The sequence below is a fragment of the Robertmurraya sp. FSL W8-0741 genome (assembly GCF_038004005.1).
GTDB lineage: Bacteria > Bacillota > Bacilli > Bacillales > Cytobacillaceae > Robertmurraya > Robertmurraya siralis.
Window position 1 is genome coordinate 145,706 of record NZ_JBBOQG010000001.1, and the last position, 24,666, is coordinate 170,371.

A 24,666-nucleotide genomic window follows, 5' to 3' on the forward strand; every position below is an offset into this window, starting at 1 on the left:
CTGAACCAGCAATAAGAACGCTGTAGTTGTCCGAATAGAAAAGCTATTTGACTTGAATCAGCAATAAGAACGCTGTAGTTATCCGAATAGAAAGGCAGCATAGCTTTAAAGACGAAGCTGTCCAACAAAAAAGCAAGAGACGAAAAACGGATCGTTTTTCGCCTCTTGCTCTATTTTAGGGGCTTTTCAGACAACCTCATCTCAGTTTGTCGACAAAAGGCACCGAAAGTTGAATGAACTTCGATACAATTGTTGATTTCCACTCTAGGCACTTGCTTTCCGGGGGGCGTTCCGCCAAGCCCCCTCGTCGCTTGACGCTCCTGTGTGGTCTCGGCAATAACGCTAAAAGCACCTTCCGCTCCAATCAACTACTGTTTTTAACGCACGACTACCGACACCATTAACATCATGTAGACGCTTAATACGCATAAGCTGCTAAAAAAGAAAGAGATGATGATCGGTGTTTTTTTGAAAAACGACCAGCCCATTAATCCCAGCAAGCTGATTGATAAGACGAGAAAGAACACCGTATTTAGATTTCCCGCAAAAGCAATGGTGCTTGATGCATCGATCATTTCATCGTGAAAAAGGCGAAATAATGGTGATACTGCTTCATTCGACATGTAGTTTCCATATGGCGGTGACTTTTGTGAAAAAACAGCTGTTATCGCAAAAATAACCAGCAATATAAGCCCTTCTAAGCGCACCCAAGGGATAGGATTAAAATGAGAGTTTCTTAATATTAAACTTTTCACTAGAGCCCCATTCACAAATGCATAAAAAATAAGTGGCAGCAAAAACACATGCTTGATTAATAGCCCCTGACCATATGAGACCCGCCAAGAGTTCGGATAATCATCCACCATAATACTCATCAGCATCAGCCCACTAATAGCTGTTATCACGAGACAACTAATCGCCACCATTGAAAACCAGCGTAAAAACTTAAGCCAGTTATGGTGATTTACTGAATTCCAGCCTACAACAAGAATCACTCCAACCCAAATACTAGAGGCTGTCAGATGGATAAAGTCGCTGATTATTCCTCTGACCGGATCTACTGCACCTGCATGGCTGGACCATGCAACCGTAAGGATAAGCCCTAGCGTAAGCCCAATTCCTAGAAAAGCAAACACTCCTTGCTCTGAACGTCTTGCGACGAGCATTAATAGAAGCAAAAGAACGGAAGCAAGGAGGGTAAAATTCCAAGCTGTTCCTACTGTATAGGTCGTTAACACCATTTTCAGCGAATCAACGAATCCGAGTCTTGGAGCGAGCAATCGCGTAATATCTAGAATCGGTATAAATGAAACAATAGGGACGGTGATGACACTAGCGCTCATAAAACCTTTTGAAATTCTCAGATCAGGTCGATAATTGTTTGGGACAAGCAATAGAAGAAAGCTTCCCGCTAAAAGCGAAAAGCATACATACAATAGTACTTGACTAATAATCGTTATGACTTCCATCTATTATTTCTTTCTTTTTGTAAAATAGATTAATCCGCCTGCCACCAAAACGATGGCAAGAACAACGAAAACAATTGTCAACGACGATGACTCCTTCTCGTCACTAGTCTTTGTAGAATCCAACTCTTCATTATCCACAGATTGTTCAGATGTTTCAGTACCATTATCCTCTTCCGTTACTTCTTCTTGGTCTTCCTCAACCATTTCGGGAGCATCGACTGTAAAGGAAAATTCACCATCTAAAGAGTGACCGTCTGCGCTAATAACACTCCATGTCACTTGATATTCACCGTTTGCAAGCGTCTCAGCAGCCACTGCAGTCAATTTATCTTCATCAATCAATGTATCCTGCAGTTCAACGGCTTGTCCATCTGTTGTTGTTACTTCAAGAAAGCTTCCCTGCTCAATTCCACCATCGAAATCAAGGACAATTTCATTCAGGGCTTCGGTTACTACCGCGCCGTCCGCAGGATTAGAGCTTTCTAAATGCGAGTGTGCAAAAGCATTGTTTGATATTGATGTTACGAATAAAAACGCGATTAGCGCGATAAAAAAACGTTTCAAAACAATTCCTCCTTGCTGATTTTGCCTATCTTTTTATTTGTATAGCACTAGATGATATTATAAATACAATCGTAATATTAAATAATACCCCGAAAGAGTGATTTTTTTATTATAACCATTAAAAAAGTGTAAATAGGTGTTAAAATATAGACACAATTTTATATAGTATTGTTAAAGATTATGATGCAGCCTGATTTTCGCTATATTTTAATTCAAATGCACAGCTTTCACCTAGCACTTGCTCAAGTCAGAGCAATCAACACGATCGTCTTTAACCCTATTTCCTCCGTAAGAATGAGAAAAAGCTTAGAAAAAAGGTGAGAACTTGAAATATAAACATATTAAATGGCTAATTTTAATTACACCATCGGTGACAATTGCCTTATGGGAATATATACGCCACGAATTTCTCCTTTCCTATATCTCCATGGAGTTGGGAAATTATCTCTCACCTCTTTTAGTCTTTATCGTTACACTTTTATTTGTACGTCATCTCTTCTCTATTTTAGAAAGAATGCAGGAAGAGCTTAGATTGGAAAAGACGAAGAAGGCGGCGCTCGTCGAGAGAGAAAAATTAGCACGGGAACTCCACGATGGCATTGCCCAATCTTTATTTCTATTATCAGTAAAAATGAATAAGTTTGGCAGAAAGAATGAATTGGAACAAGACCCTGATTTTCAAAGGATTAAACAAACCTTGCAGCATATTCATGAGGATACCCGCCAAGCAATTACGAACTTAAAATATTTGCCTGACAAAGAACCATTAAATTGGACGGAAGCGTTCTACCAATATGTTGAAGAAATTAAAAACCATCATTTGATCGATGTCCATTTGCAGTGGGAGATTCAGGAGCATACATTAACCTCAAAAGAAAAGATTGAGCTATTTGCCTGTATTAAGGAAGCGGTTATGAACGTCATAAAGCATGCGAGAACCAATGAAATATGGATTGATGCCAAAGAAACGGACGATGGATGGCATTGCGAAATTAAAGATCGCGGAATCGGATTCACGGATGAAATGATCGGGCATAACCGAGGATACGGACTTCAAATTATCCAAAACAGAGCCTTTGATATGGGCTGGAAGTTTTCCATAGAAAGAATAGAAAACGAAACGATCGTTACCTTAAAAAAGGAGTGTACGTAAATGCAACCGTTTCGCATACTTATCGTCGACGACCACGCACATGCCAGAGAAGGGATTCGAGAAATTTTAGAGGAGTTTGAGGACTTTCTCATTATTGGAGAAGCGAAAAACGGAAAAGAAGCCATTCAACTTACTGAACAATTATTGCCTGACATTATATTAATGGATATACAGATGCCTGAAATGGACGGGCTTGAAGCAACGAAAAGAATTAAGCTTCAATTCCCTGCAGTGAAAATTGTCATGATCACCGTTTCTGATGATATTACTGATCTATTCGATGCTTTAAAGAAAGGGGCGCAAGGATATTTACTAAAAAACATCCAGTCTGATCAATGGGTAGAACATTTAAGAGCTTTCGCCTTAGATGAAGTGCCGATGTCCAAAGAAATCGCCTTCCAAATTTTAAAAGAATTCCCACAAAAAAAGGCGCTATCAAAGGAAAATATCCCTCTGTCCACAAGAGAATTGGAACTGCTTCAATTAGTGGCCAAAGGGCTGTCAAATAAGGAAATTTCCAAGGCACTCTTCATTTCCGAAAACACGGTTAAAAGTCACTTAAAAAATATTTTAAGTAAGCTTCATTTGGACAATCGGGTCCAGTTGACGAGTTACGCTTTTCAGCAAGGCTTGGTCGACTAGACTAGCTTAAAAATATTCTAAACAAGAAATGTTTTTAGGGCAGGTTCAAGCAACGGATCTGCCTAACCCTCTTCTTGTTCAAAAAATGAGTCTTCCCTCTATTTAACTCTAACTTATTTATCCAATATTAAGAAATCATACGAAGCTGCATATTTTTTGCCCAAGCTATTCATAATCTCTTTGATTCCAGATAGTTCTTGCGTTGCCTCCAATTTTCCGCTATTCAAATTATATTGCTCTAACGTATAAATTTCAGTTTTGGGATCAAAGCTGAAGAAATAGATCAAATCATCTTTAAAAGCAACTTGTTCATCACAGGTTATATTTGGGTTCTCTTTTTCAAAGTTCAAATGAAAAGAATTAGAAACTTTTGCTTCTTTCGTGTCATATGAAAATACATGACCTAACCCATTAACATAATATAATTTATTATTTAATAAATAGATTGATTTTCCACTATCAAATGGGCTTTTTGCCGTAGAATCTGATGAAGTTTCTATTTTCTCTATAAAAAATGAGTCCCTCTTAAACGTCTTTTTGTCTATTCGAACAATGTTTGATTCACTATAATGATTTGTAGTTAATGCAGAAACCTCTTCAACATAATAATAATAGCTTTCATCCGTAACAATATTGGACATCAATGAATTATTTTCTGACTGCCTCCATTCTGTCAAAACTTCAATATTTAAACCATTTTTAAGAGAAACTCTACTTAGTTTTGCTGCCTCAAAATCCGAGACTTCATTTGTAATGATATAAATGAATTCTTCATCCTGCCCTGAACTTAAAATATAATTAGGGATAACTCCATTCTGTATTGCTTCATGATCTCCCCAATAAATATCTGATTTATATCCGCCATTGTCATCAAACCCTGAGTTAAAAATCGTATAAAATATGGCACTTTTAGGCAAGTAACCTACTCTTTCTCCTGTATGTTGATATTCTTTCAACTTAAATTCTTTGTAGTGCTCACCTAAAAATATTAGTTTATTTTTATCTTCCAATAATAATTGACCATTATGATTTGCCATGCCGCCGAGTTCTAATCCACCCATCTTATATGTACGAGTTTCGCCCTTTTTGTCAATAAAAGTGGCAAAACCTTTTCCATCATCAAACATATCTTGATCGGCCGTTGTTGAAAAGTAAATGACTGCTATTTTATCCTTTAAAAAATCTGTCTCCTTAATTTCTTCTTCATTTATGAGAAACTCTCTACTAGCATCGAAAACAAAATTTTTAAGTAAATAGAAAGCAGCTATTATTATAAAAAAGGTTACACAAACAAAAAACCAATTTTTTCTCCTCATACTTCCTCCATAAAAGAAAGCGATTCTTCTTCTGAAGTAATCGCTGATCTTTATTTAATTAACTTTATTTTATCGTTTTATAGGTTTTTGTATAATGAGAATCTCGAATATCTCTTGGATATACTCCTAGACCACCATCTTTATCTATATCAATCCCACCATATTGTATATATGCTGACCAAACTAATTTCGAACAATTTTTTTTACCAGTATGTGAGGTGGTACGGTTAGTTGCAAAATTATACGAATACTCATCTTTACCTACTCTGCTATACGCCCAACCAACAGCTTTATTTCTTTCACCTACTGTAACACTATTTACCGATTGTTGTACAGCACCAGCATGGACTCTTCTTTCACTTGTTTTAATTGTTCTTACTCCCTTTTTGGGAACAGATTCTACAAGTTCCTTGGGCATATAATACATACCTACATGTCCGTGGTTTACCTCAATATCAATTGCTCCTGTATATGCATCCGTATAATATATATCACCTTTCGTTCCAGGGTCTAAATAAAATTTTCCTGCCGATCCACCGAAAGTAGTATATTTTTTATTGCTTTGTTCTCTTTCTTTTTGTCCTTTTTCAATATCTGCTTTTAACTCATCATGCATCTGTTTCAATACATCTTCAACAGTTCTGTTTTGATCAATGGCAACATTTTCTGCAGCTTCTTTTACCTCATCTAAAGTAATACCAGGTTGCATTTCAACTAAATAGTTTAAATATAAATCACTACTTGACGCTTGTGCAGTATCTATATTAGTTCCGCCTAGTAAAATTGACATAATTAAAGTTGAATAAATCAATCTTTTCATTATTGACATCCTTCCCGCTCTATTTTTTTGGCATTCCTCTCTAACTTGTTTTTAATTAAAAATATTTAAAAATACAATTATTAAAATACTATTAAAAGTAATAGATTCATTTAAAATTGATCTGGAAAATCATAAGATTTGTAAGTATTCATCTCACTCGTTTTTTCCAGTACGTATAAATTAACAACAGCAAAGAATAAAGCAGAAAAATAAAATAGAGTATGCATTTTAAAATTCCTACTATCTATTGTAAACACCTCCCTAATTAAGATTAACTAGAGTCGAATGGTCAATATATCATTATAAGAGGTAATTAAGTACTAACTATTTTTTATAACTAGCACCATGTTTAGTGAGTGATTTATGACCAAAATTCAAAAATTAGAAACAATTCTAGTTAATAATTATTTTTGTGAAATGTTATAATTTAACTATACTCCCAGTTTATCCTAGTAAACTTAATATGCAAATTATATAATTCCACCTGAATCCTTTAAATGTGACAAATAAGTATTTATATCCCCCAATTTTTTAGAATCCCAAGAATTTTATGCAAATTATCATATTGGAGTGAAAAAAAGCGATTGAATCTTTAGGTGATAGAATAAAAAATTTAAGAAAAATGATCGGAATGCCACAAAAAGCTTTGTGCTTGGGTATATGTTCTCAATCAGAAATAAGCAGAATAGAAAATAATAAGTTAATTCCTTCCTCCTATGTAATCCAACAAATATCAGATAAACTAAATGTTAGTATTGAATATTTTTATGAAGATAATCAAACTCAAAGAAGTGATTATTTCAATGATGTTAAAACACAATTAGCAAAAGCAAGAAGATTGAGAAATTATAATGAAATTCGTGATATTATTCAAATTGAATTAAAAAATCCTTCTATACAAAAGAATATTTATATGAAAAAGTATCTTAAATGGCATGAAGGTATTGTACTATATATGATAAATCAAGATAAAAAAGCTGCGATTGACATTTTGTTCACTTGCATTGATATTAACGCAAATTATTTTTCTGAATTAGAGATTAATATACTTAATAGTCTAGGAATTTTTTATCGCAATGACTGTAATTTAGAAGACGCAACAAAATATTTAGAGATCGCTTATGATTATATAACTACATTTCCTCTTGCAAATAAAAATAGATTAAGATTGAAAACAAGCTATAATCTTTCAAAAGTTTATACTGATAGTGGATTATTTGATAAATCTTTAGTATTATGCGAGAGAGGTATTAATATTTGCAAAAATACGGAAGATATGTATTTATTTGCTGAATTTCATTATCAATATGGACGAAATTGGATAATGAAAGGTAATGATATTTTAGGATTAGAGTTTTGGAACAAGGCAAAAAATATTTTATCTTTAGTAGGAAAACAGCCATTAATAAAAATAATTGAAGCTGACATTGAATACTATTTAAAGACTAAAGAGGTAAATTGACTAACTCAACTTTTACATATTGAAGTCAACAATTGACCTCTGACCAAACTGCGGGGGTTGACCACTTATTACACCTGCGTTTCCTTCAGTCTTTTAAAACTGGTGATTAACTGGCTCACACAATTAAAAGCTGAACTGTCTACGGCCATTTTATATCTATCAAATAAAAGACTCTTGCAGAGACGACATAAAGTCTTTTATTCCACATGTGGAAATATCAGTGATATGGTCAATCCCGAGCCTAAATCGGATTTTGCATCGAACTGAATGGCTAAATCATTGGCCATTTTGCTTACTAAAAACAGACCCATTCCTGTTGCTTCTCTTGTATAAGCTCCACTTCTTCCAGTAAAGCCCTTATCAAATATAAATGGTAAATCTTCAGCGGATACGCCTGGTCCATTATCACTAATATTGAGAATTATCTGCTTACCCGCTTTATCATAAGCCGTTTCAAACCTCAGAGCTGGCTGTGCCTGATGCTGATTAACGTATTTCGTACTATTGGCAATGATTTGTTCTAATATAAAAGCCAGACCTTTACGGTCGGAGATAATTTCTGCTTCTTCACCGGTAAACTGTACTTGAAAGCCGGATTCATCTAATAGTGATTGATGGTTCTCTGCTGCTTGTTTACAAAAACGGAGTACATTTATTGGCTCGAATATATAATCTTTATGAGCTGCTCCAAGTCTGGCAAAATACAAAATTCGCTCAACATCTCCAAGCATTTGATCTCGAATGTGAAGCATGCGTTGTCTAACAAGGGGAGACATTTCATCACCACGATTATCAATGACCAACGTCATTAAGGACAGAGGCTTTTTAATTTCATGAACCCAGCCTTCTATGTAGTTTTCATAATCGGCCAACTCCATCACTTGGTCATTGAGTTTTTCTTGATACTCTCTGATTAAGTCTCCCATTCTCCGAATATACAATCGATGTATGTTAGGAATGGTTTGGCAAAATATTTCTTCGTTTGTCTCATTTGGTTCTAACAAAAAGGCTTGAAAGGCGGATTCGATGATTTTTTGCTTTCTAATCATCAGAAAGACTGGTAAACATATTATGATCAGCGTATAGACAATCATTAGTCCAACTAATGCCTTAAAAGTATCAGGGTAAGCCAGCCAAGCAAAAAAAATAAATAAAAGATTTGTAGCAATGATGATGAAAAACCATAACTTATATGCATGAAAGCAGTCATAGATTTGCTTTATCCATCCCACGGTATCATCTACCCCCTAAGTCGATAACCCTGTCCCCTTACAGTTTCAATTTGCTCTTCCAGATTTAGTTGACGCAGCGTTTTTCGCAGGCGTGTAAGGTTGACTTGAAGGGCATTTTCATCAATAAATTGCTCAGTTCCCCATAATAATTCACTCAATGCCTTTTTAGATACTAAATCAGGTCGATTCTGAACTAACGCCAATAAAATTTTTCCCTCATTTGGGGATAATACTAATGAGTGAGTGCCCTTATACAAGGTAAAAGTATTGGGATCGAGTGAAAAACTGCCCCCGTCGATTAAACCTGGCTGGCCTTCAAACCTTCTTAACAGATTCTGAATGCGCGCCAATAATCGATCGCGATTGCATGGTTTTGTGAGATAATCATCTGCACCTAAATGAAGACCATGCAGTTCATCTTGAAGCTTATCTCTAGATGTAAGTATTAAAATAGGACCGAGCCCCTTTGATTTTAAACTTTTGCATATTTCAAATCCGGATTGTTCCGGTAAATTGATATCTAATAAAACTAGATCCGGTGCTAAAGTAGCAATTTGATGAGCAATATCATGGAAGCTGGTAACGGCTGAAACTTCATATCCAGCTTTTCGCAATATGTCCATTAACTCCTCTCTCATCCATACATCATCTTCAATAATGGTAATTTTTGACATCTTTAGCACCTTCTCTTATGAAAAATGTGTAAAAATCTTTTAATCGATATTGGGCTTCCAACGTAATTTGTCGATTTCATGAACTGCTGAACGGGCTACTGCTACTCCATATATTGCCACAATGAAAATCACCATACAGGCAAAGGCAAAAGCAAGCGGATATAGAAATGGAACGTCCTCAAAATGAATAACCACAAATGAAATCATGGCCTTTATTCCAACAGCTCCACTTACGCATGCAAGAAACATCGGTAACAGAAAGGTCCATAACACCTGTTTCTGCATTGATTTTTTCATTTGCTGACGTTTGGCTCCCAACATGGAGAGTGTTACATAACGTCCGCCCGTCTGCTTCATTTGAGTCAAAAATTGTAAAGCCAATACCGTACATGCAATAATTAAAAATAAGAATCCCATATATAAGACTGTATAACTTCCAGCAACAATATAAAACAATTTACGTCCAAAGTTTTGTAAATAACTTTCAAAGGCGAAGCCCGAAGATTTCAATATGTCTCTTGCTTCCATCATCGGTTTCATCAACCCCTGCTGTGCCTGCATCTTTTGCGGGATACGAAAGTTCCAATAGGAAGCATACGTATCAGGATTGACTAATTGTTTGAACATAGGATCGGGAACAACAAAAGCCGAAAAAATTTCTACGGAACGATCAGCTACCAATCCTCTCATAGGAATAGATGGACGAATGGTAATGACCTGATCATCAATGCTTAACAAACTTCGCCCTTCCTTTACAGCCTTCTCAAGAATACCATTAAGTACAGGCATATAATCAAGCTTTTCCATAGGCATGAAATCCGGATTAAAATATAAGGCAATTTCATCTGAATGTAAGTTCAACGGCTGTTCTCCTACCGCTTTTAAAAGCCCATTATATGAGGATTCGGGAATGAGGTGAGGGGTTGTTGTATCCATTTCCAGAACTCCTAACAGATTAAGAGCTTCAGGGTTTTCCGAACTAATATCATAACTTTGCATTTCTCCGGATAAAACCTGCTCTTTATATGGGGCTGGCAAAGCCATCGTTAACTGTTCTTTTAATTTAGACCAATCCACCAATGACAAAGGCATACCATCTTCCATGCGCTCGCCCTTATGCTTCATTTTTCCCATTTCCAAAAGATTTGCGTCCTCTACATAGGTTACCATTTTTCCTGTACTCAAAAACTCTTCAACCTTCTGGCTGTCTCCATTAACAGTAAAATCATAGACCGACGAATTCCTATTATATAAACCGTCCAAACTCAAAATAGTTGAAGCACCGTTGGCAATCAAAATGATCGATAATGTGATAAGAATCGATGTGACAGCGACAGAAGTAGAGCGATTCGCAACGTTCTCTTGAAACTGCCTTAATGTAAAAGTGTGCAACCCTTGCAGCGATTTATGCTTGGACAGGCTTGCCAACAAGCCAAGTAGCTTTCCCAATCCCCTCATAAAAAGGATTGTTCCTATGCTTCCAAGAGCCAGTGCCACAAACAGAAGCAGTCCTGCAAAATCAGAAAAGCGATACAAAACGATCCAATAGGCTGCACCTAATAACGCTGCGCCTAGTAATATATGAAGGAGATTGCCTTTAACATGGCCCATATCAGTTGTCTCATCCATTTGCTCATAAAGCAATTGATGGATCTCTTGATAAAATAGTCTTCCTCCAAGAATGGCTAATGCTGTAAACTGAATCAATAAAAAACCAATGATCGTAAAAATAATCGCATTGACCGATAAGCTGATTTGATGACCGATAATTCCCTGTCCGACTAATTTAGAAACAGTCAGACTGATCATTTCTGCTAAAATGCCTCCAATTAAAATGCCTCCAGCAAGTGCCAAAATAGAAGTGATAAACCCCTCTGCTAAAAGCTGGCGAACAAGGCGCTCCTTGCGCATTCCTAACATGAGATAGAGCCCAAACTCTTTACTCCTTCGATTTAATTGGTAGCGATTCGCAAATAAGACCAAGAAAAACAGGATAAATAACGCAAATACATAGACAATGTTCATCTCATTTAACAGCTTATCAATCGCATCGCTTTCAAACTCTCTTAAAAATAAGATCACATCTTGTTTCCCCAGTGAAAGAATCATATAAAACGAGGCTACTGCAACTACAAGGGTTGCAAAGTAGATCAAATTTTCCCTGCGACTTCGTTTTGCATTACGGTAGATCAACTTAGAGAACATTTGCGCTTCCTCCCCCAAGCTGAGCTAACACCTTTAAAATTCTCTCATAAAATCTCTCGCGCCTTTCTTCTTGTTTGCGGCGCAGCTCATGAAAAATGACACCATCTTGAATAAAAAGAATTCTTGAGCAAAAGCTTGCTGCATTCGGGTCGTGGCTTACCATTAAAATCGTTCTGCCACTATCCTTATTAATGCCTTCCAGCTTATTCATCAAAGCTTTCGCTGATCGTGTATCCAAGGCGCCTGTAGGCTCATCCGCAAGTACAATATCTGGCTCCGAGATTAAACAGCGTGCAGCAGCTACCCTTTGCTTTTGCCCTCCAGACATCTGCGCTGGAAATTTGTTTAAAATCTCTGTTATCTCTAAATAACCTGCTAGTTCTTCTAATTTTCCCCGCGCTTTTGTATAGTTCATCCCATGAATGGCTAAAGGTAATAATATGTTTTCCTGCCCTGTTAAATTATCCAACAATTCAAAGTCCTGAAACAAATAACCAATTCGACTGCCACGATATTCAGATAAATCCCTGCTATCAAAAGCACTAATATTTTTGCCATTTAAAAGGACACGTCCTGAGGTTGGTTTTATAATGGTAGCAATACAGTTTAATAACGTTGTTTTACCTGAACCACTTGGCCCCATGATCCCTAAAAATTCCCCAGGGAGTATATCGAACCGAACACCGTTTAAAGCTTTTGTCAGATTGTTTTTCTTTCCATAATGTTTTTGCAAGTCTTGGACCTCTAACAACTTCCCTTGTCGAACCATGTATAACTCTCCTTTTTAATGCTCATTTTTCCAAAATTCCCATCGATCGATTGAGCTATACACATTATAACCAACGAAAAAGACTAGAAACACTTACAAGTAATGTAAGGAAACCATTCTCCCATTTCACTTGTCATCATAAACGCAATGCACCCATTCATGTCTTTATTTCTGCTCCTAATAAAAGCAGAACAAACGACGAAGGAATGGAATGTTAATAGTGGGAATTTTGATAGCGGGGAGTAAGAGTTTGGAAGCTGACAAAAAAAGAAATGAAGAAAAATGACTCCTGATTTCTTCACTTCTTTTTTTGTATTGAAAATTTTCGGACTACCTTTTTTTTATTTTATATTACTATAAAGCACACTTAGGCAAGCTTTTATTTTTTCACCGGTATCCATATCTCACTATAGTAATCTGCTGAAGATGGATCCGCATCACTTAAATAAACTTCCATTTCTGGCCCTCCAGCATGTTCATACCCAGTTGCCGGGAACCACTCAGAGAAGATCCTTTCCCACACCTTTGGCATGGCATCAGGCATGGCACCGTGCACTGGAAAGACTGCCCAAGTTGCGGATGGAATTCGCCGTTCCTCCCACCCAGCAGGGAGGCTTTCAATATTTTTTTCCGCACCAATGAAATAGGTGAGATTCTCTTGTTGCTTATCAAAATCCATACAAATTCCAATAAGTCCAAGGGAACCACTATTTTTAGCAAGCTCTCTTGAAAACCCGTTTCGATTCGACTCATCCCAAAAAGCCGCTATCTCCCGATGGTTTTCACCTCCGATCGTAGTTGTTTGAATACTCTTACCCACAACAGTGAAACAATTCTTTTCAACAATTTTATAATCCATCTCAACATCACCCTTTAGCTGAATTTGAAAGGAAAGCTTTGGATAGGCCTTCAAAAATTGACTGTTTTTCTTAGCAACCGATGGACTGATGCCATGAATTCTCCGAAATGCTTTCGTAAATGCTTCCGGACTCTCGTACCGATACTTCATCGCAATGTCAATCACCTTACAATTAGAATGAATTAACTCCTGCGTTGCTACTGTAATACGCCGATTTCGAATGTATTCACTTACGGAAAAACCAGTCAGCATACTGAACATCCGCTGAAAATGAAATTTTGACATGCAAGCAACTGCAGCGATATCTTCTATAGAAAGACTCTCTTCTAAATGACTCTCTATATACTTGATACTATCTAACATTCTTTGAAGTCCCTCCATATGAACTCTCCCTTCATACTCAGTCTAACAACAATGCCCTAAACCTTCCTGTTCATCTGTGCTCTTTCATGACAGGTTCATTTTTTTAAAAATTATAGCATTAGTCTAACATTAGAAACACGTCATTTTAGTTATTACAATGACTTTGATAATTCTTCTTTGCTAAAGGGCTATAAATCGATATTTTTAGTAAAAAGATGAAAAAATCCCCGTCCTTTATGGCGGGGATAAATACTTATTTGATTCTCACCGTTAAATGTTCAGTCCTCCATCATCATCGCATCTGCTTTTGTTGCATGAACAGTGCCAAATGGATGGTTAGGAGGAGCATAAATGGAGTAAAGCTTAAGTGGAATATTGCCCGTATTGGTTACATTATGCCATGTTCCAGCTGGGATCATAATTGCAGAGTCATCTTTCACTTTTCTTTTAAAATTTAAGTGTTCTTTACGTTTTCCCATTTGAACAATTCCCTGCCCCTGTTCAATACGTAAAAACTGATCTACATTTGGGTGAATTTCCAATCCAATGTCTTCACCAACATCAATACTCATCAATGTGACTTGCAAGTGATTCCCTGTCCATAGTGCTGTGCGAAACGTTTTATTTTGTTTCGAGGCTTCATTAATATTCACGACAAATGGTTCTTTGCCATAGTCCTTTAGCTTTAATTTATTATTCCAGTTTTGTTGCTGCAGGTGATAAAATCGCTGCGTATCTTCTGTGGCATTAGGCATTGTCCAATATCCAGGATATCTTGGAACGTTGTACAATGGGGTATTATTATAATAAAGATGTTGCGATGGATACACATAAGGAGTGTAGTACATGTTCAACCACCTTTCCTAGGTTTGATAAAATATCATATGCGAATAGCTGAATGATGTACTCTTTTAAAAAACCGTTGCATAAAAAAACAGCAGCAAAATCGCTGCTATCTCTTATCCTTCTGGCATTGGCGTTGGAGTAGAAGGGATATCTAAACTTTCATACTTTTTGTCAATATTTTCACGAATGGTTTGAAGATCGACTCCTTTTTCAAACTCTTGCTTCGCCTCACGGGCGATATCAACGCAAACCCCTCAACCAAAGCCCATCGTATCTAACACTGCTACATCTTCATGAACGGAATCAACGAAACATTGGGTATTATTCGTATGTCCATCTTCCTCATAACAGCCGCAATAGCACGGCATGTAATCAAGTACTTCTGGATGTTCAACTGCAAACTGATAGGCTTCTAAAACTTTCGGGCTATCAGTCAATGCTGTCACGACAGACCAGTCATTACTTCCTATTTTATATTCCAGCTTCGGCTGTTGTGGCTCGGCATGTTCATGTCCATCTTCAGCTTCTTGTGTATGGTTTGACGAGCATCCCGATATAATCAATGAACTGAGAAGCATTGGGAAAATGAATTTCTTCACTCCGCCACCTTCCTTTCTGTTTAATTAATATATGGCTTTGTTAAGCAGAATGATTAAAGAAATCTTTGGCTCATTTCATATGAAACCTTGGTTTCGCCAGCCATTTAAGTGTACTGAAGAGCGCGAAAACGAGCCCAAAACCAACACCGACATATCAATGTCTAAATTATTTAAAAATCACCAAAAAATAGCTAAATCTATGATTCTAGCTATCACATTCACCTGCCTTATTATATCAAAGTAAACAACACGTTCAGAAGTACAGCAAAATTTCTTTTTGACAAATTTGAGAACTTTACAATGGTTACAATCTCTCCAAGAATGCTAGTGTGGCTTTTAGTAATGTGTTCTTGGACTTATTCAGAGCATAATAACGTCCGTCCATCACATTGGGCATTGAAATTAAGAATTAAATGAATTAAAGACCTGTCCAACTGCATAGGATTTTACTGACTCTTCTCCCCTATCCGACTGACAAAACTACCTCTATTTACACAAATCCAAAAAGGATTTTAAACTAACACAAACTAGCTTCCCATCCATAACTCTACCTAATTAGACATATTCTTTGGAATTTTGCAAATATAAGGTTTACAAATACAGGAAACTACTATACGATAAAACTGGGATTTCAATTACCAAATAATTGGAGGCAATGCAATAAAATGGTTATTAGCTTTTACATTGTTGTTTCCACTCTTTGCATTTGGTTTTTTAGAAAAAGGCGAGGCTGCAGCATACATTTCACCACCCTCTCAAACAATATACGGATCTCAGGCTGTTGCAAAATGGAATTTCTCTTGGTCTGGAACATCACCTTTCAAAATTTATTTCAGAACAGACACTACTAATGGCTATACATTGATAAATGCTAGAAGTACAAGTCTCTCCATGTCTTACCAACGTGAGTATAGTTCCAGTGCCTCGTATGTAAGCTACACACCCGGACTCCTGGTGGAAGATAACAATGGCCATCTTCAAGTAGCAAGCGCAAAAGTATATAAGTATCTCACTAGGCCATAAAATACTCCAAGTTTTTATCTAAACTGTCCACCTAAGAATGATTGTAGGTGGACAGGCTTTATAGGGAGGCAAATCTATGAATATTGTTCAATTAACAGATGTACAGGTGGAATATACTGGTCTTCATACAGTGCAGGCTCTTAAAGATGTCACTTTATCCGTTGAAGAAGGGGAATGGATCACGATATTGGGTCCGTCAGGTTCAGGGAAAACAACACTGTTGAATATGATTGGTGGCATGGAACGACCTTCAACCGGAGAAGTTCGTGTTGCAGACATGCAGTTAAATAAGCTTTCAAATGAAGAACTTCAAGATTTTCGCAGAGAAAAAATCGGTTTTATATTTCAGCATTACCAGCTTTTAGAACAATTTACCGTCCTTGAAAATGTAATGCTCCCGCAATGGCCTTATTTGCCGAAAAAAGAAATTGAAAGTCGCGCAACTGAAAGATTGTCACAATTGCTTCTAGCTCACCGATTGCATCACTTGCCTGGGGAATTATCTGGAGGAGAAAAGCAGCGAACCGCGATTGCGAGGGCGATGATCCATTCTCCACAAATATTACTGTGCGATGAACCGACAGGAAATTTAGATCGCGACAATAGAGATAATGTTTTGGCATGCTTGCGAAGCCTCCATCAAAACGGGATGACGATTCTCATCGTTACTCACGATGAGGAAATAGCTACATACGGTGATCGAATTCTCTTTCTCCGAGATGGAATTCTGAAGGAGAGAGTTGAGGCATGAAAGGTTTGATCTTTAGGCAATTTAAACATCGTTTCGGGGCATCTTTATTATTTTTATGTGCTTTTATTCTAATATTTACAATCACACCTTTTGTGATGTTATTTTTAGAAAACTCGCAAAAACAAGTCGAATCCGACATCAGCTTTTATGGTCGCGGCAGCTATGATTTGCTTGTTCGACCCCTTGGGATTGAAAGCGAAATAGAAAAGAAACGTGGAATTGTCCATGAAAATTACATTGGCTTCGGGAAAGGCGGCATTTCCATCGATCAGTGGAAGGAAATTCAAGACCGCTCCGACATTGAAATCGCTGCACCAGTTGCTTCTCTAGGATATTTTACTGGGATTCGGTCAAATATCGGAATTCAAATGCCTGAGTCTTCAACAAGATATGTAGGTCAATTTAAAACGACTGACGGGATTAACCATTACCCCATCAGTGAAAAATATGTCTGCGCCATGCTTGAGACCGCTGGCACACTCCCTCTTGAAGTAAAAAGATTGTATCCAAAGTTTGAAATTATTTACTCTCATAGCTTATTAAATCTTTGTACTGGTGAAGCCGTTCAATTTCCACTGCCCGTTACCTATCATTTACTAGTCGGAATTGACCCAGTCGAAGAAGAAAAGTTAACTGGCATCGCCTTTGAGGGAATTAACGAAGAGAATCCCAAATCAGGATATGCAGCAATGAACCAATCTGCTTTCCCTCATGCTACACTTATTCCTGTCCTAGACAATCAGGATGCGACAGTATCTGTGGAACTTCATGCATTGACTGAGGAGTTGGATATTGGTCCTGAGGATACTAAAAAATATCGGAATGCACTCGAATTATCAGATGAGTATAAACGGGATGATGTGAACTTTGTCAGATTTGAAGACCTATGGAACCGAAGTCCGAAAGCTTATAACGATTTCCTTTCTGAAATCGAACAATTGCCACCAACTAACTCGAAAAAACTGACCATCGATATGAGTCCTATGGTAAACCCCTTTAATCAGGATAAAGCAATTATGTTGAATGCAGACGGTGAAATGAGCGAGCTTATTGCAGGAAACGGCTATGTTCAAGAATTAGACTTTAATTATACATCAGAATATTACCGTGCAAGTCAGCTTATATACGAAGAAAAAAACGGGATGCTGACAATCAAAAAGCTCGGTGAAGAAAATAATGTGCCGCTTTATCGGGAAATAGAAAAAGTCGGGATGACCTTAACAGAATCACTTGAACATAATGAGCCCGTCTGGATCATTGACCCAGTTGGAGAGTTTGCACCAGGCAAAAGACAGGACACTTTAGCATCTAGTCCACTCGGAATTTACCAACAGGCACCTGTAACATTGAAAGACAAAGATGGTAAAGAGAAGACTGTTCAAGCAACCGCCATTCCTGGAAGTTTTGTAACACCGGCTGCTTCAGGCGTAACCAACATTCACTTAGCAGCGTTGATTAAAGGAGAAAAAGCTATTGATGCCATTCGCGTAAAAGTAGCTGGAATCGACAGTTATACGAAAGCTGCTGCGAAAAAAATTGAAAAGGTTGCGAGCGAGTTAGAGGCAATGGGGCTTCATGTCTCTATCGTAGCTGGAGCGTCTCCACAAAAGCTAGATGTCAACGTAGAGGGTCTGGGCACTGTCACCGAATCATGGACAACACTTGGTGCAACTGGGACACTGGTGAATCAGTGGGATTTAACGAATATGGTTCTTAGTATCGCTTTCTTCTTTGTGGCGGCCACTTACGTCATTAACCGCATACTATTTTGGCAGGTTACCAAAGAACGTGAACTTAAAATCCTAAATCTTTTGGGTTGGAATCGAAGACATGTTATGAAATTTTTACGAATGGAGGTCTTCTTCTTAACAGGCATTGCCTGGATTATTTCACTAGCTGGGATCACGGTATTTCAAACATTGCGAGATACTTCTGTTTCAATTTATATATGGCATTCAGGCTTAACGCTAGCTACTTTTCTTTTTTTATCATACTTTGCCGGAAAAATTGGAAGAAAGAACACTCCGCAAAGAAAGAACGGAAAAATTGGAAAAGGCTTGTTCTTAAAAAATATAAGTTTTTATCGCAAATATATACGCTCTCCATTTATTCAGCTTATGTTTGTTAGTGGATTGTCCACATACGTTTACTTGTCACTAACTGAAACCGTTCAGCAAACAAGTGTAACAATACTAGGAGAATATGTAAATTTGCAATCGAGCAGCTGGCATATCCTCCTGATTATATGTGCCTATTTACTTGCTATATTAACCTTAGCTGAAGGTTTTACTTCATTATTAACCGCAAGACAGCAGGAAATTGGAATTTTTCGTTCAATAGGTTGGAAGAACCGACACATTATCCGCTTCTACCTGCAAGAAATTGGTTTATGGTCAGCGTGTTCTATTATAATTGGCAATGTTTTATGCATCATCTTGTTTTCTTCACTATTTGGCATCAATCATACAATGTGGATTGTCTGCTGCGTATCTGCCATCGGGTTTTTCTTAGTAGTTATTCTCTTTGCATTGATCAATCTAGTTTTCTTTCTAAAGAAAGATTTAACTTCAACTCTACAATTAAGAAGAAGAAATTCATTTAAAAAGTTGGGCAAGGAACAGATTAACCCTTCTAAATTAAATCAGTAGCTTATTCAGACTTACGAACTATCAAGCAAGCAGGAAAACAAATAAGCTGTTTTCCCGCTTGCTTTTCCATCTTCCTATGATTTTTTCTCATTAAGATGAATGGTAACTATTTAAATTGTACGGAATCCGCTTTGTTCTTATAAATGTTAGCCCTATTAAAAAAGTAACGTTAGTTTCTAATCCCTTTAGTTGATATCGATTTTACAAATTATTTAAAAATGAAAGTTATCTGGATCGGCACCTGTACGTTCATTAATATTTAAACCACTTATTCGCTGCATATCCTCTTCAGCAAGCGTAAAATCAAAAATATTTGCATTATCAACAATACGACTCTCTGTAATTGACTTGGGTATCGTAACAACATGATTTTGTAAATCCCAGCGTAAGATGACCTGAGCAGAGTTTTTATTATACTTGTTTGCAATTTCAACGATAGTTGGATCATTTAGAAGCTGCCCCTTTTTTAAAGGAGACCATGCTTCAAGTTGGATTTTTTCTCTTTCACAGTATGCGCGAACTTCCTCTTGGGTTAAATGAGGATGATACTCCACTTGGTTCACAGCTGGTTTTACTTCACAAACAGCTAAAATATCCTCTAAATGATGAACATTAAAGTTACTAACTCCAATTGCACGGACCTTTCCTTCTTTATATATTTTTTCCAAGGCTCTCCATGTATCAACATATTTGCCCTTTACAGGCCAATGAATTAAGTATAGATCAAGATAGTCCATATCAAGCTTTTCAAGAGTAGACTCAAATGCTTTTATAGTAGATTCATACCCTTGATCCGAATTCCAAACTTTTGAGGTAATAAACAATTGATCGCGCGGTACACCACACTCTTTAACTGCTCGGCCAACTCCTTCTTCATTATTATAGAAGGAAGCTGTATCAATGCTGCGATACCCATTTTTAATGGCTGTTTTTACTGCATCCACAAGCACTTGACCATCTTCTACTTTAAATACTCCTAAGCCCATCCACGGCATATGAACACCATTATTTAACACTGTTGTATCTTGTAAACTGTTAACCATCATATTTCCCCCTGCTTTTATTTCTCTATCAATATTTTTAACTCCGGCACAATATTTTCTGGTACTTTACCCGTGACACCTGCTACCAAGTTTTCTGCAGCTTTCATTGCCATATCGAACCGAGCTTTTGCAGTTGCCGAGCCAATATGAGGTAGTGTAACTACATTGTCCATTTTCAGTAGTGGATTATCTTTTTCAACAGGCTCCTCTTCAAATACGTCTAAGCCAGCACCACGGATTATTCCATTTTGAAGGGCTTTAATCAGCGCCTTTTCATCAACAACCTTACCGCGTGAGCAATTGATAAAAAAAGCTGTTGATCTCATCAAACTAAACTCTTTTTCTCCAATTAATTGATAGGTGGAATCTGTCAATGGCAGCATCACCAAAACAAAATCCGAATTTTTCAGTAAAAATTCTGTTTCACAATACTTGATTCCATATCTCTCTTCTAAATCGGGCTTCCTCGTTCGGTTCGTATATAAAACGTTCATTTCAAAACCCAAGGCTGCTCTTCTGGCAATCTTTTCGCCTATTCTGCCCATTCCAATGATGCCTAATGTAGCATGATGAACATCCTGACCATAAAAATCGTCTTCTATCCCCCTCCATTTTCCACTTTTTACAAACTGATCAAGCTCTGCTAATCTCCTGGCAGAAGTAAGTATTAACCCAAAAGCTAAATCGGCAACCGTTTCATCTAACACGTAAGGGGTATGGGTTCCAATGACATTTCTTGCCTTCATGGCTTCAATATCAAAAGCATCATATCCAACTGCGACATTGCTAACGACCTTTAATCGCGGTGCATATGCTAAAAACTCTTCAGTGATTATCCCTTTGGGTGTCATCAAGCCTTCAACATCTTCCACTTCCTTTAGTAAAACCTCTTTTGGAATAGGCTCTTCATGGTTCCATATTTTATAATCGCAGTAATTAGCAATTAATTCTTCCACTTCTTTAGGTATTGGTTTCGCAATATATACTTTTGGTTTCACTTTCTTGCTTTTCCCCCTTACACTTTTGAAAAACCCATAAAATTACCACTCGGCAATACTGCCGTCATTATGACGCCACACAGGGTTCCTCCAATTATGACTGGTTACCGCTTGTTTCCTTACTTGCTCTTCATCAACCTCAATTCCTAATCCTGGACCTTGCGGAATCTTCACAAATCCATCCTCATATTCAAAAACAGATTTATCCTTAATATAGTCCAGTAAATCACTGCCTTGATTATAGTGGATACCTAAACTTTGTTCCTGAATAAAGGCATTATGAGCAGTTGCATCTAGCTGTAAACACGAGGCAAGCGCAATTGGTCCTAATGGACAATGTGGAGCAAGAGCAACATCATAAGCCTCAGCCATACTAGCAATTTTTTTACACTCCGTTATCCCGCCTGCATGGGACAAGTCTGGTTGAATAATATCTGCATAGCCATCAGAAAGCAAATCTTTGAAATCCCAACGTGAAAACATCCGTTCACCGGTAGCAATCGGAATAGTTGTGTGATTGGCAATTTCGCGTAATGCTTCATTATTTTCAGCAAGAACAGGCTCTTCAATAAACATCGGACGAAACTGTTCTAATTCTTTCGCTAAAATCTTGGCCATCGGTTTATGAACACGACCATGGAAATCAACTCCAATTCCTATATACTGACCAACCGCTTCACGTACGGCAGCAATTCGTTCCACTGCTTGATCAATTTTCTCATAAGAATCAATATATTGAAGTTCTTCGGTGCCGTTCATTTTAACAGCAGTAAATCCTGCCTCTACAACATCCTTAGCTGCTTGACCGACATCTGAAGGACGATCTCCACCAATCCAAGAATACACTTTAATTGAATCTCGACATGCACCACCTAATAGTTGATAAATAGGCGTGTTGAAATATTTCCCCTTAATGTCCCAAAGTGCTTGATCAATTCCTGAAATCGCACTCATAAGAATCGGACCGCCTCGATAAAATCCTGAACGATACAATGTACTCCAGTGATCCTCAATTCGAAGCGGATCCTTACCAATTAAATACTCCATTAATTCCTCGACACATGCCTTTACTGTATGTGCTCTACCTTCGATCACTGGTTCTCCCCAGCCGGCTATCCCTTCATCCGTTTCTATTTTTAAAAATAACCAACGAGGCGGAACCTGGAAAAGTTCAAAACTACGAATTTTCATAACAACTCTCCTTTGCCATTTCTTTTATTCTGGAGTACTGCTTTAAATATTGGCGTAAATAACGTAATAATGGCAATTGTTAAGAGCACAACTGTAATTGGCCTTGTGAAAAATATGCTTATATCCCCTTCTGACATAACAAGAGAGCGTCTGAAATTACTTTCCATCATTGGTCCTAAAATTAAACCTAAAATAATCGGAGAAGCTGGGAACTCAAATTTTTTCAAGAAGTAGCCAATGACTCCTGCAACAAACATCACAACTACATCGAAATAATTGTTCCCTAATGAGTAGGAACCAACCACACATAGGACGATGATCATCGGTATCAATACCGCTTTAGGGATCAATAAGACTTTAGTAAATAAACGGATACCAGCTAAACCAATGAATAGCATAAAAACATTTGCTAGTAGCATTCCGACAAATAATGTGTAAACAATTGGCCCGTTAGTCTCAAACAACATTGGACCTGGCTGCAATCCTTGCACCATTAAAGCTCCTAAAAGAACTGCTGTAACCGCATCTCCAGGTATCCCTAACGTTAATAAAGGGATCATTGCTCCACCCGTTACACTATTATTAGCCGCTTCCGGTGCCGCAACACCCTTTAAGGCCCCTTTGCCAAATTCCTCTTTATTTTTCGAAAACCGCTTGGCTTCGTTATAGGCAACAAATGCCGAAATATCAGCTCCTGCTCCAGGAATCATCCCAATAAAGGTTCCTATTCCTGATGAACGAAGCATCGTGCCAATTAACATTTTAAATTCTTGCCATTTTAACTTTATTTTTTCAACCTTCATAGCTACTTGTCGAGAGGAAAACAAATTTTCCATTGAATGAAATGCTTCTGATGCAGCAAATAACCCAATCATCACAGGAATAAAGTTTACTCCTGTCATTAAATCCATCGAATCAAAGGTGAATCGAGGGAATCCTCCAATCGGATCTAAGCCAATTGTCGCAATTAACAATCCGATTAGACCAGCAATCAAACCTTTAGACATTGATTTCCCAGAAATACTCGAAACAATGGAAAGACCAAATAAGGCAAGAGCAAATGATTCAGGTGCACTAAATTTCAAAGCAAAGTTGGCTAGTTGAGGGGCAACTAAAATTAGAACAATAACACTCAATAACCCACCTATCGTTGAGGCAATCGTAGAAACGGTTAATGCTTTATTTGCTAATCCTCTTTTTGCTAAAGCAAAACCATCCAATGCTGTAGCGGCTGATGCAGGTGTCCCTGGGGTGTTGATTAAAATTGCCGTAAGGGAACCACCATAGACAGAACCAAAATAGACACCAACTAAAAGCAGTATCCCTGATACGGCTTCCATTCCAAACGTCACAGGTAAGATTAAAGCAACTCCCATCGTAGATGTTAATCCAGGCAAAGAGCCGATAGAGATTCCAATTAATAAACCGATAATTATTACAAGTAGAACTTGCCATTGCAAAGCGTTGGCTAAACCTTCTGTTAGTAAACTCATCAAAGCTGAATCACCTCCTGGTTACGAAAATAACGATCCTAATGGAATTGCTACTTTCAATAGTTTCTCGAAAACAACAAAGATAAACAAAGGGGTTCCTAACGATACGCTAATAAGCGCCATTTTATTTCGGACTTTTGAAAATACTAATAAAGCAAAAACAAATAGCGCTGTAGATAGGTAGAACCCGAGATAAGGGATCAGAATAAGATAGAGCAAAACAAATCCCATTGTGGCCAGTGCATAACCGATCGTGCGCTCTGTCCCTTCTTTTTTACTCTGATCACGAAATCCTTGAATTATTAGTAACCCACCAAGTAAGACAATAAGTCCACAATACACCCTCGGCATAAACGCTGGCCCAACATCCTGTGTCGCTGTTTCTGGAAACTGAAACGTTAACGAATAAAAGAAGCCTGCGATCATAATTACAACGACCCCACTAATTATGTTTGGAATTTTCATCTGCACCCAACCCCCAAATAAGTAAAGCTTTAAAGGGTTAAGTCCACCCAGAGAACCTCTAAATCTCTAAGTGGACCCACC

The 24,666-nt window shown here is 37.5% G+C and carries 21 protein-coding genes; 5 read left to right on the plus strand and 16 right to left on the minus strand.

The annotated features are described in order from the left end of the window. Positions 1-377 precede the first annotated feature (377 nt). Entirely contained in the window at positions 378-1,469 is a 1,092-nt protein-coding gene (locus NST02_RS00740) for a copper resistance D family protein (protein WP_095314575.1), read from the minus strand. 3 nt (positions 1,470-1,472) lie between these two features. Beyond that, positions 1,473-2,033, minus strand: coding sequence for a copper resistance CopC family protein (locus NST02_RS00745; protein WP_142946963.1), 561 nt, complete (start codon positions 2,031-2,033; stop codon positions 1,473-1,475). 325 nt (positions 2,034-2,358) lie between these two features. On the opposite strand from NST02_RS00745, the gene NST02_RS00750 reads away from it, so the two are divergent. After that, positions 2,359-3,186 carry a sensor histidine kinase gene (locus tag NST02_RS00750; protein WP_095314577.1) on the plus strand — a complete coding sequence of 276 codons (828 nt, stop codon included), beginning with the start codon at positions 2,359-2,361 and terminating at the stop codon, positions 3,184-3,186. Continuing rightward, entirely contained in the window at positions 3,187-3,828 is a 642-nt protein-coding gene (locus tag NST02_RS00755; protein ID WP_095314578.1) for a response regulator, read from the plus strand. Between the two features lie 113 nt (positions 3,829-3,941). Here the strand turns inward: NST02_RS00755 and NST02_RS00760 are convergent, their stop codons facing one another. After that, on the minus strand, positions 3,942-5,144 hold the full coding sequence (locus tag NST02_RS00760; RefSeq protein ID WP_340947696.1) for a hypothetical protein: 1,203 nt from the start codon (positions 5,142-5,144) through the stop codon (positions 3,942-3,944). A 64-nt stretch (positions 5,145-5,208) separates the two neighbouring features. Further along, a complete protein-coding gene (locus tag NST02_RS00765; protein ID WP_095314580.1) occupies positions 5,209-5,964 on the minus strand; it encodes a YiiX/YebB-like N1pC/P60 family cysteine hydrolase in 756 nt (251 codons plus the stop codon). Between the two features lie 604 nt (positions 5,965-6,568). Between NST02_RS00765 and NST02_RS00770 the strand changes: the two genes are divergently transcribed. Then, on the plus strand, positions 6,569-7,426 hold the full coding sequence (locus tag NST02_RS00770) for a helix-turn-helix domain-containing protein (RefSeq protein ID WP_340949974.1): 858 nt from the start codon (positions 6,569-6,571) through the stop codon (positions 7,424-7,426). 197 nt (positions 7,427-7,623) lie between these two features. On the opposite strand, the gene NST02_RS00775 is transcribed toward NST02_RS00770, so the two are convergent. The 7 genes from NST02_RS00775 to NST02_RS00805 form a co-directional block, all read right to left on the minus strand. Continuing rightward, positions 7,624-8,658 (minus strand): sensor histidine kinase, encoded by a 1,035-nt coding sequence (locus tag NST02_RS00775; RefSeq protein WP_095314582.1) that lies wholly within the window; start codon positions 8,656-8,658, stop codon positions 7,624-7,626. Positions 8,659-8,666: 8 nt separating this feature from the next. Beyond that, complete coding sequence (locus tag NST02_RS00780) at positions 8,667-9,332, minus strand: response regulator transcription factor (RefSeq protein ID WP_212934146.1); 666 nt, start codon at positions 9,330-9,332, stop codon at positions 8,667-8,669. A gap of 39 nt (positions 9,333-9,371) precedes the next feature. Next, the gene (locus NST02_RS00785) at positions 9,372-11,537 is read right to left on the minus strand and encodes an ABC transporter permease (protein WP_340947700.1); all 2,166 of its coding nucleotides are present in this window, start codon (positions 11,535-11,537) and stop codon (positions 9,372-9,374) included. Then, positions 11,527-12,306, minus strand: a complete 780-nt coding sequence (locus tag NST02_RS00790; RefSeq protein ID WP_095314585.1) for an ABC transporter ATP-binding protein — start codon at positions 12,304-12,306, stop codon at positions 11,527-11,529. Before NST02_RS00790 ends, NST02_RS00785 begins: the two co-directional genes overlap by 11 nt. A gap of 379 nt (positions 12,307-12,685) precedes the next feature. Beyond that, complete coding sequence (locus NST02_RS00795; protein ID WP_095314586.1) at positions 12,686-13,546, minus strand: AraC family transcriptional regulator; 861 nt, start codon at positions 13,544-13,546, stop codon at positions 12,686-12,688. A 260-nt stretch (positions 13,547-13,806) separates the two neighbouring features. After that, positions 13,807-14,376 (minus strand): cupin domain-containing protein, encoded by a 570-nt coding sequence (locus NST02_RS00800; RefSeq protein ID WP_095314587.1) that lies wholly within the window; start codon positions 14,374-14,376, stop codon positions 13,807-13,809. Positions 14,377-14,487: 111 nt separating this feature from the next. Then, on the minus strand, positions 14,488-14,973 hold the full coding sequence (locus NST02_RS00805) for a PCYCGC motif-containing (lipo)protein (RefSeq protein ID WP_340947701.1): 486 nt from the start codon (positions 14,971-14,973) through the stop codon (positions 14,488-14,490). Between the two features lie 1,099 nt (positions 14,974-16,072). Here NST02_RS00805 and NST02_RS00810 point away from each other — a divergent pair. Together NST02_RS00810 and NST02_RS00815 are read left to right on the plus strand one after the other, a co-directional pair. After that, positions 16,073-16,747 carry an ABC transporter ATP-binding protein gene (locus NST02_RS00810; RefSeq protein ID WP_137744673.1) on the plus strand — a complete coding sequence of 225 codons (675 nt, stop codon included), beginning with the start codon at positions 16,073-16,075 and terminating at the stop codon, positions 16,745-16,747. Then, on the plus strand, positions 16,744-19,395 hold the full coding sequence (locus tag NST02_RS00815) for an ABC transporter permease (protein ID WP_340947705.1): 2,652 nt from the start codon (positions 16,744-16,746) through the stop codon (positions 19,393-19,395). Before NST02_RS00810 ends, NST02_RS00815 begins: the two co-directional genes overlap by 4 nt. Before the next feature lie 212 nt (positions 19,396-19,607). Here the strand turns inward: NST02_RS00815 and NST02_RS00820 are convergent, their stop codons facing one another. Genes NST02_RS00820 through NST02_RS00840 form a run of 5 tightly spaced genes read right to left on the minus strand, consistent with a single transcriptional unit; the run spans position 19,608 to position 24,585 of the window. Beyond that, positions 19,608-20,441: an aldo/keto reductase gene (locus NST02_RS00820; protein WP_137744675.1), complete on the minus strand. Its 834-nt coding sequence runs from the start codon at positions 20,439-20,441 to the stop codon at positions 19,608-19,610. 14 nt (positions 20,442-20,455) lie between these two features. Further along, positions 20,456-21,436 (minus strand): 2-hydroxyacid dehydrogenase, encoded by a 981-nt coding sequence (locus NST02_RS00825; protein WP_137744676.1) that lies wholly within the window; start codon positions 21,434-21,436, stop codon positions 20,456-20,458. A gap of 42 nt (positions 21,437-21,478) precedes the next feature. Further along, complete coding sequence (gene dgoD, locus NST02_RS00830) at positions 21,479-22,627, minus strand: galactonate dehydratase (RefSeq protein ID WP_137744677.1); 1,149 nt, start codon at positions 22,625-22,627, stop codon at positions 21,479-21,481. Beyond that, positions 22,624-24,120: a tripartite tricarboxylate transporter permease gene (locus NST02_RS00835; RefSeq protein ID WP_137744689.1), complete on the minus strand. Its 1,497-nt coding sequence runs from the start codon at positions 24,118-24,120 to the stop codon at positions 22,624-22,626. The genes dgoD and NST02_RS00835 overlap by 4 nt, the downstream gene beginning before the upstream one ends. 21 nt (positions 24,121-24,141) lie before the next feature. Continuing rightward, complete coding sequence (locus NST02_RS00840; RefSeq protein ID WP_137744678.1) at positions 24,142-24,585, minus strand: tripartite tricarboxylate transporter TctB family protein; 444 nt, start codon at positions 24,583-24,585, stop codon at positions 24,142-24,144. Positions 24,586-24,666: the final 81 nt, after the last annotated feature.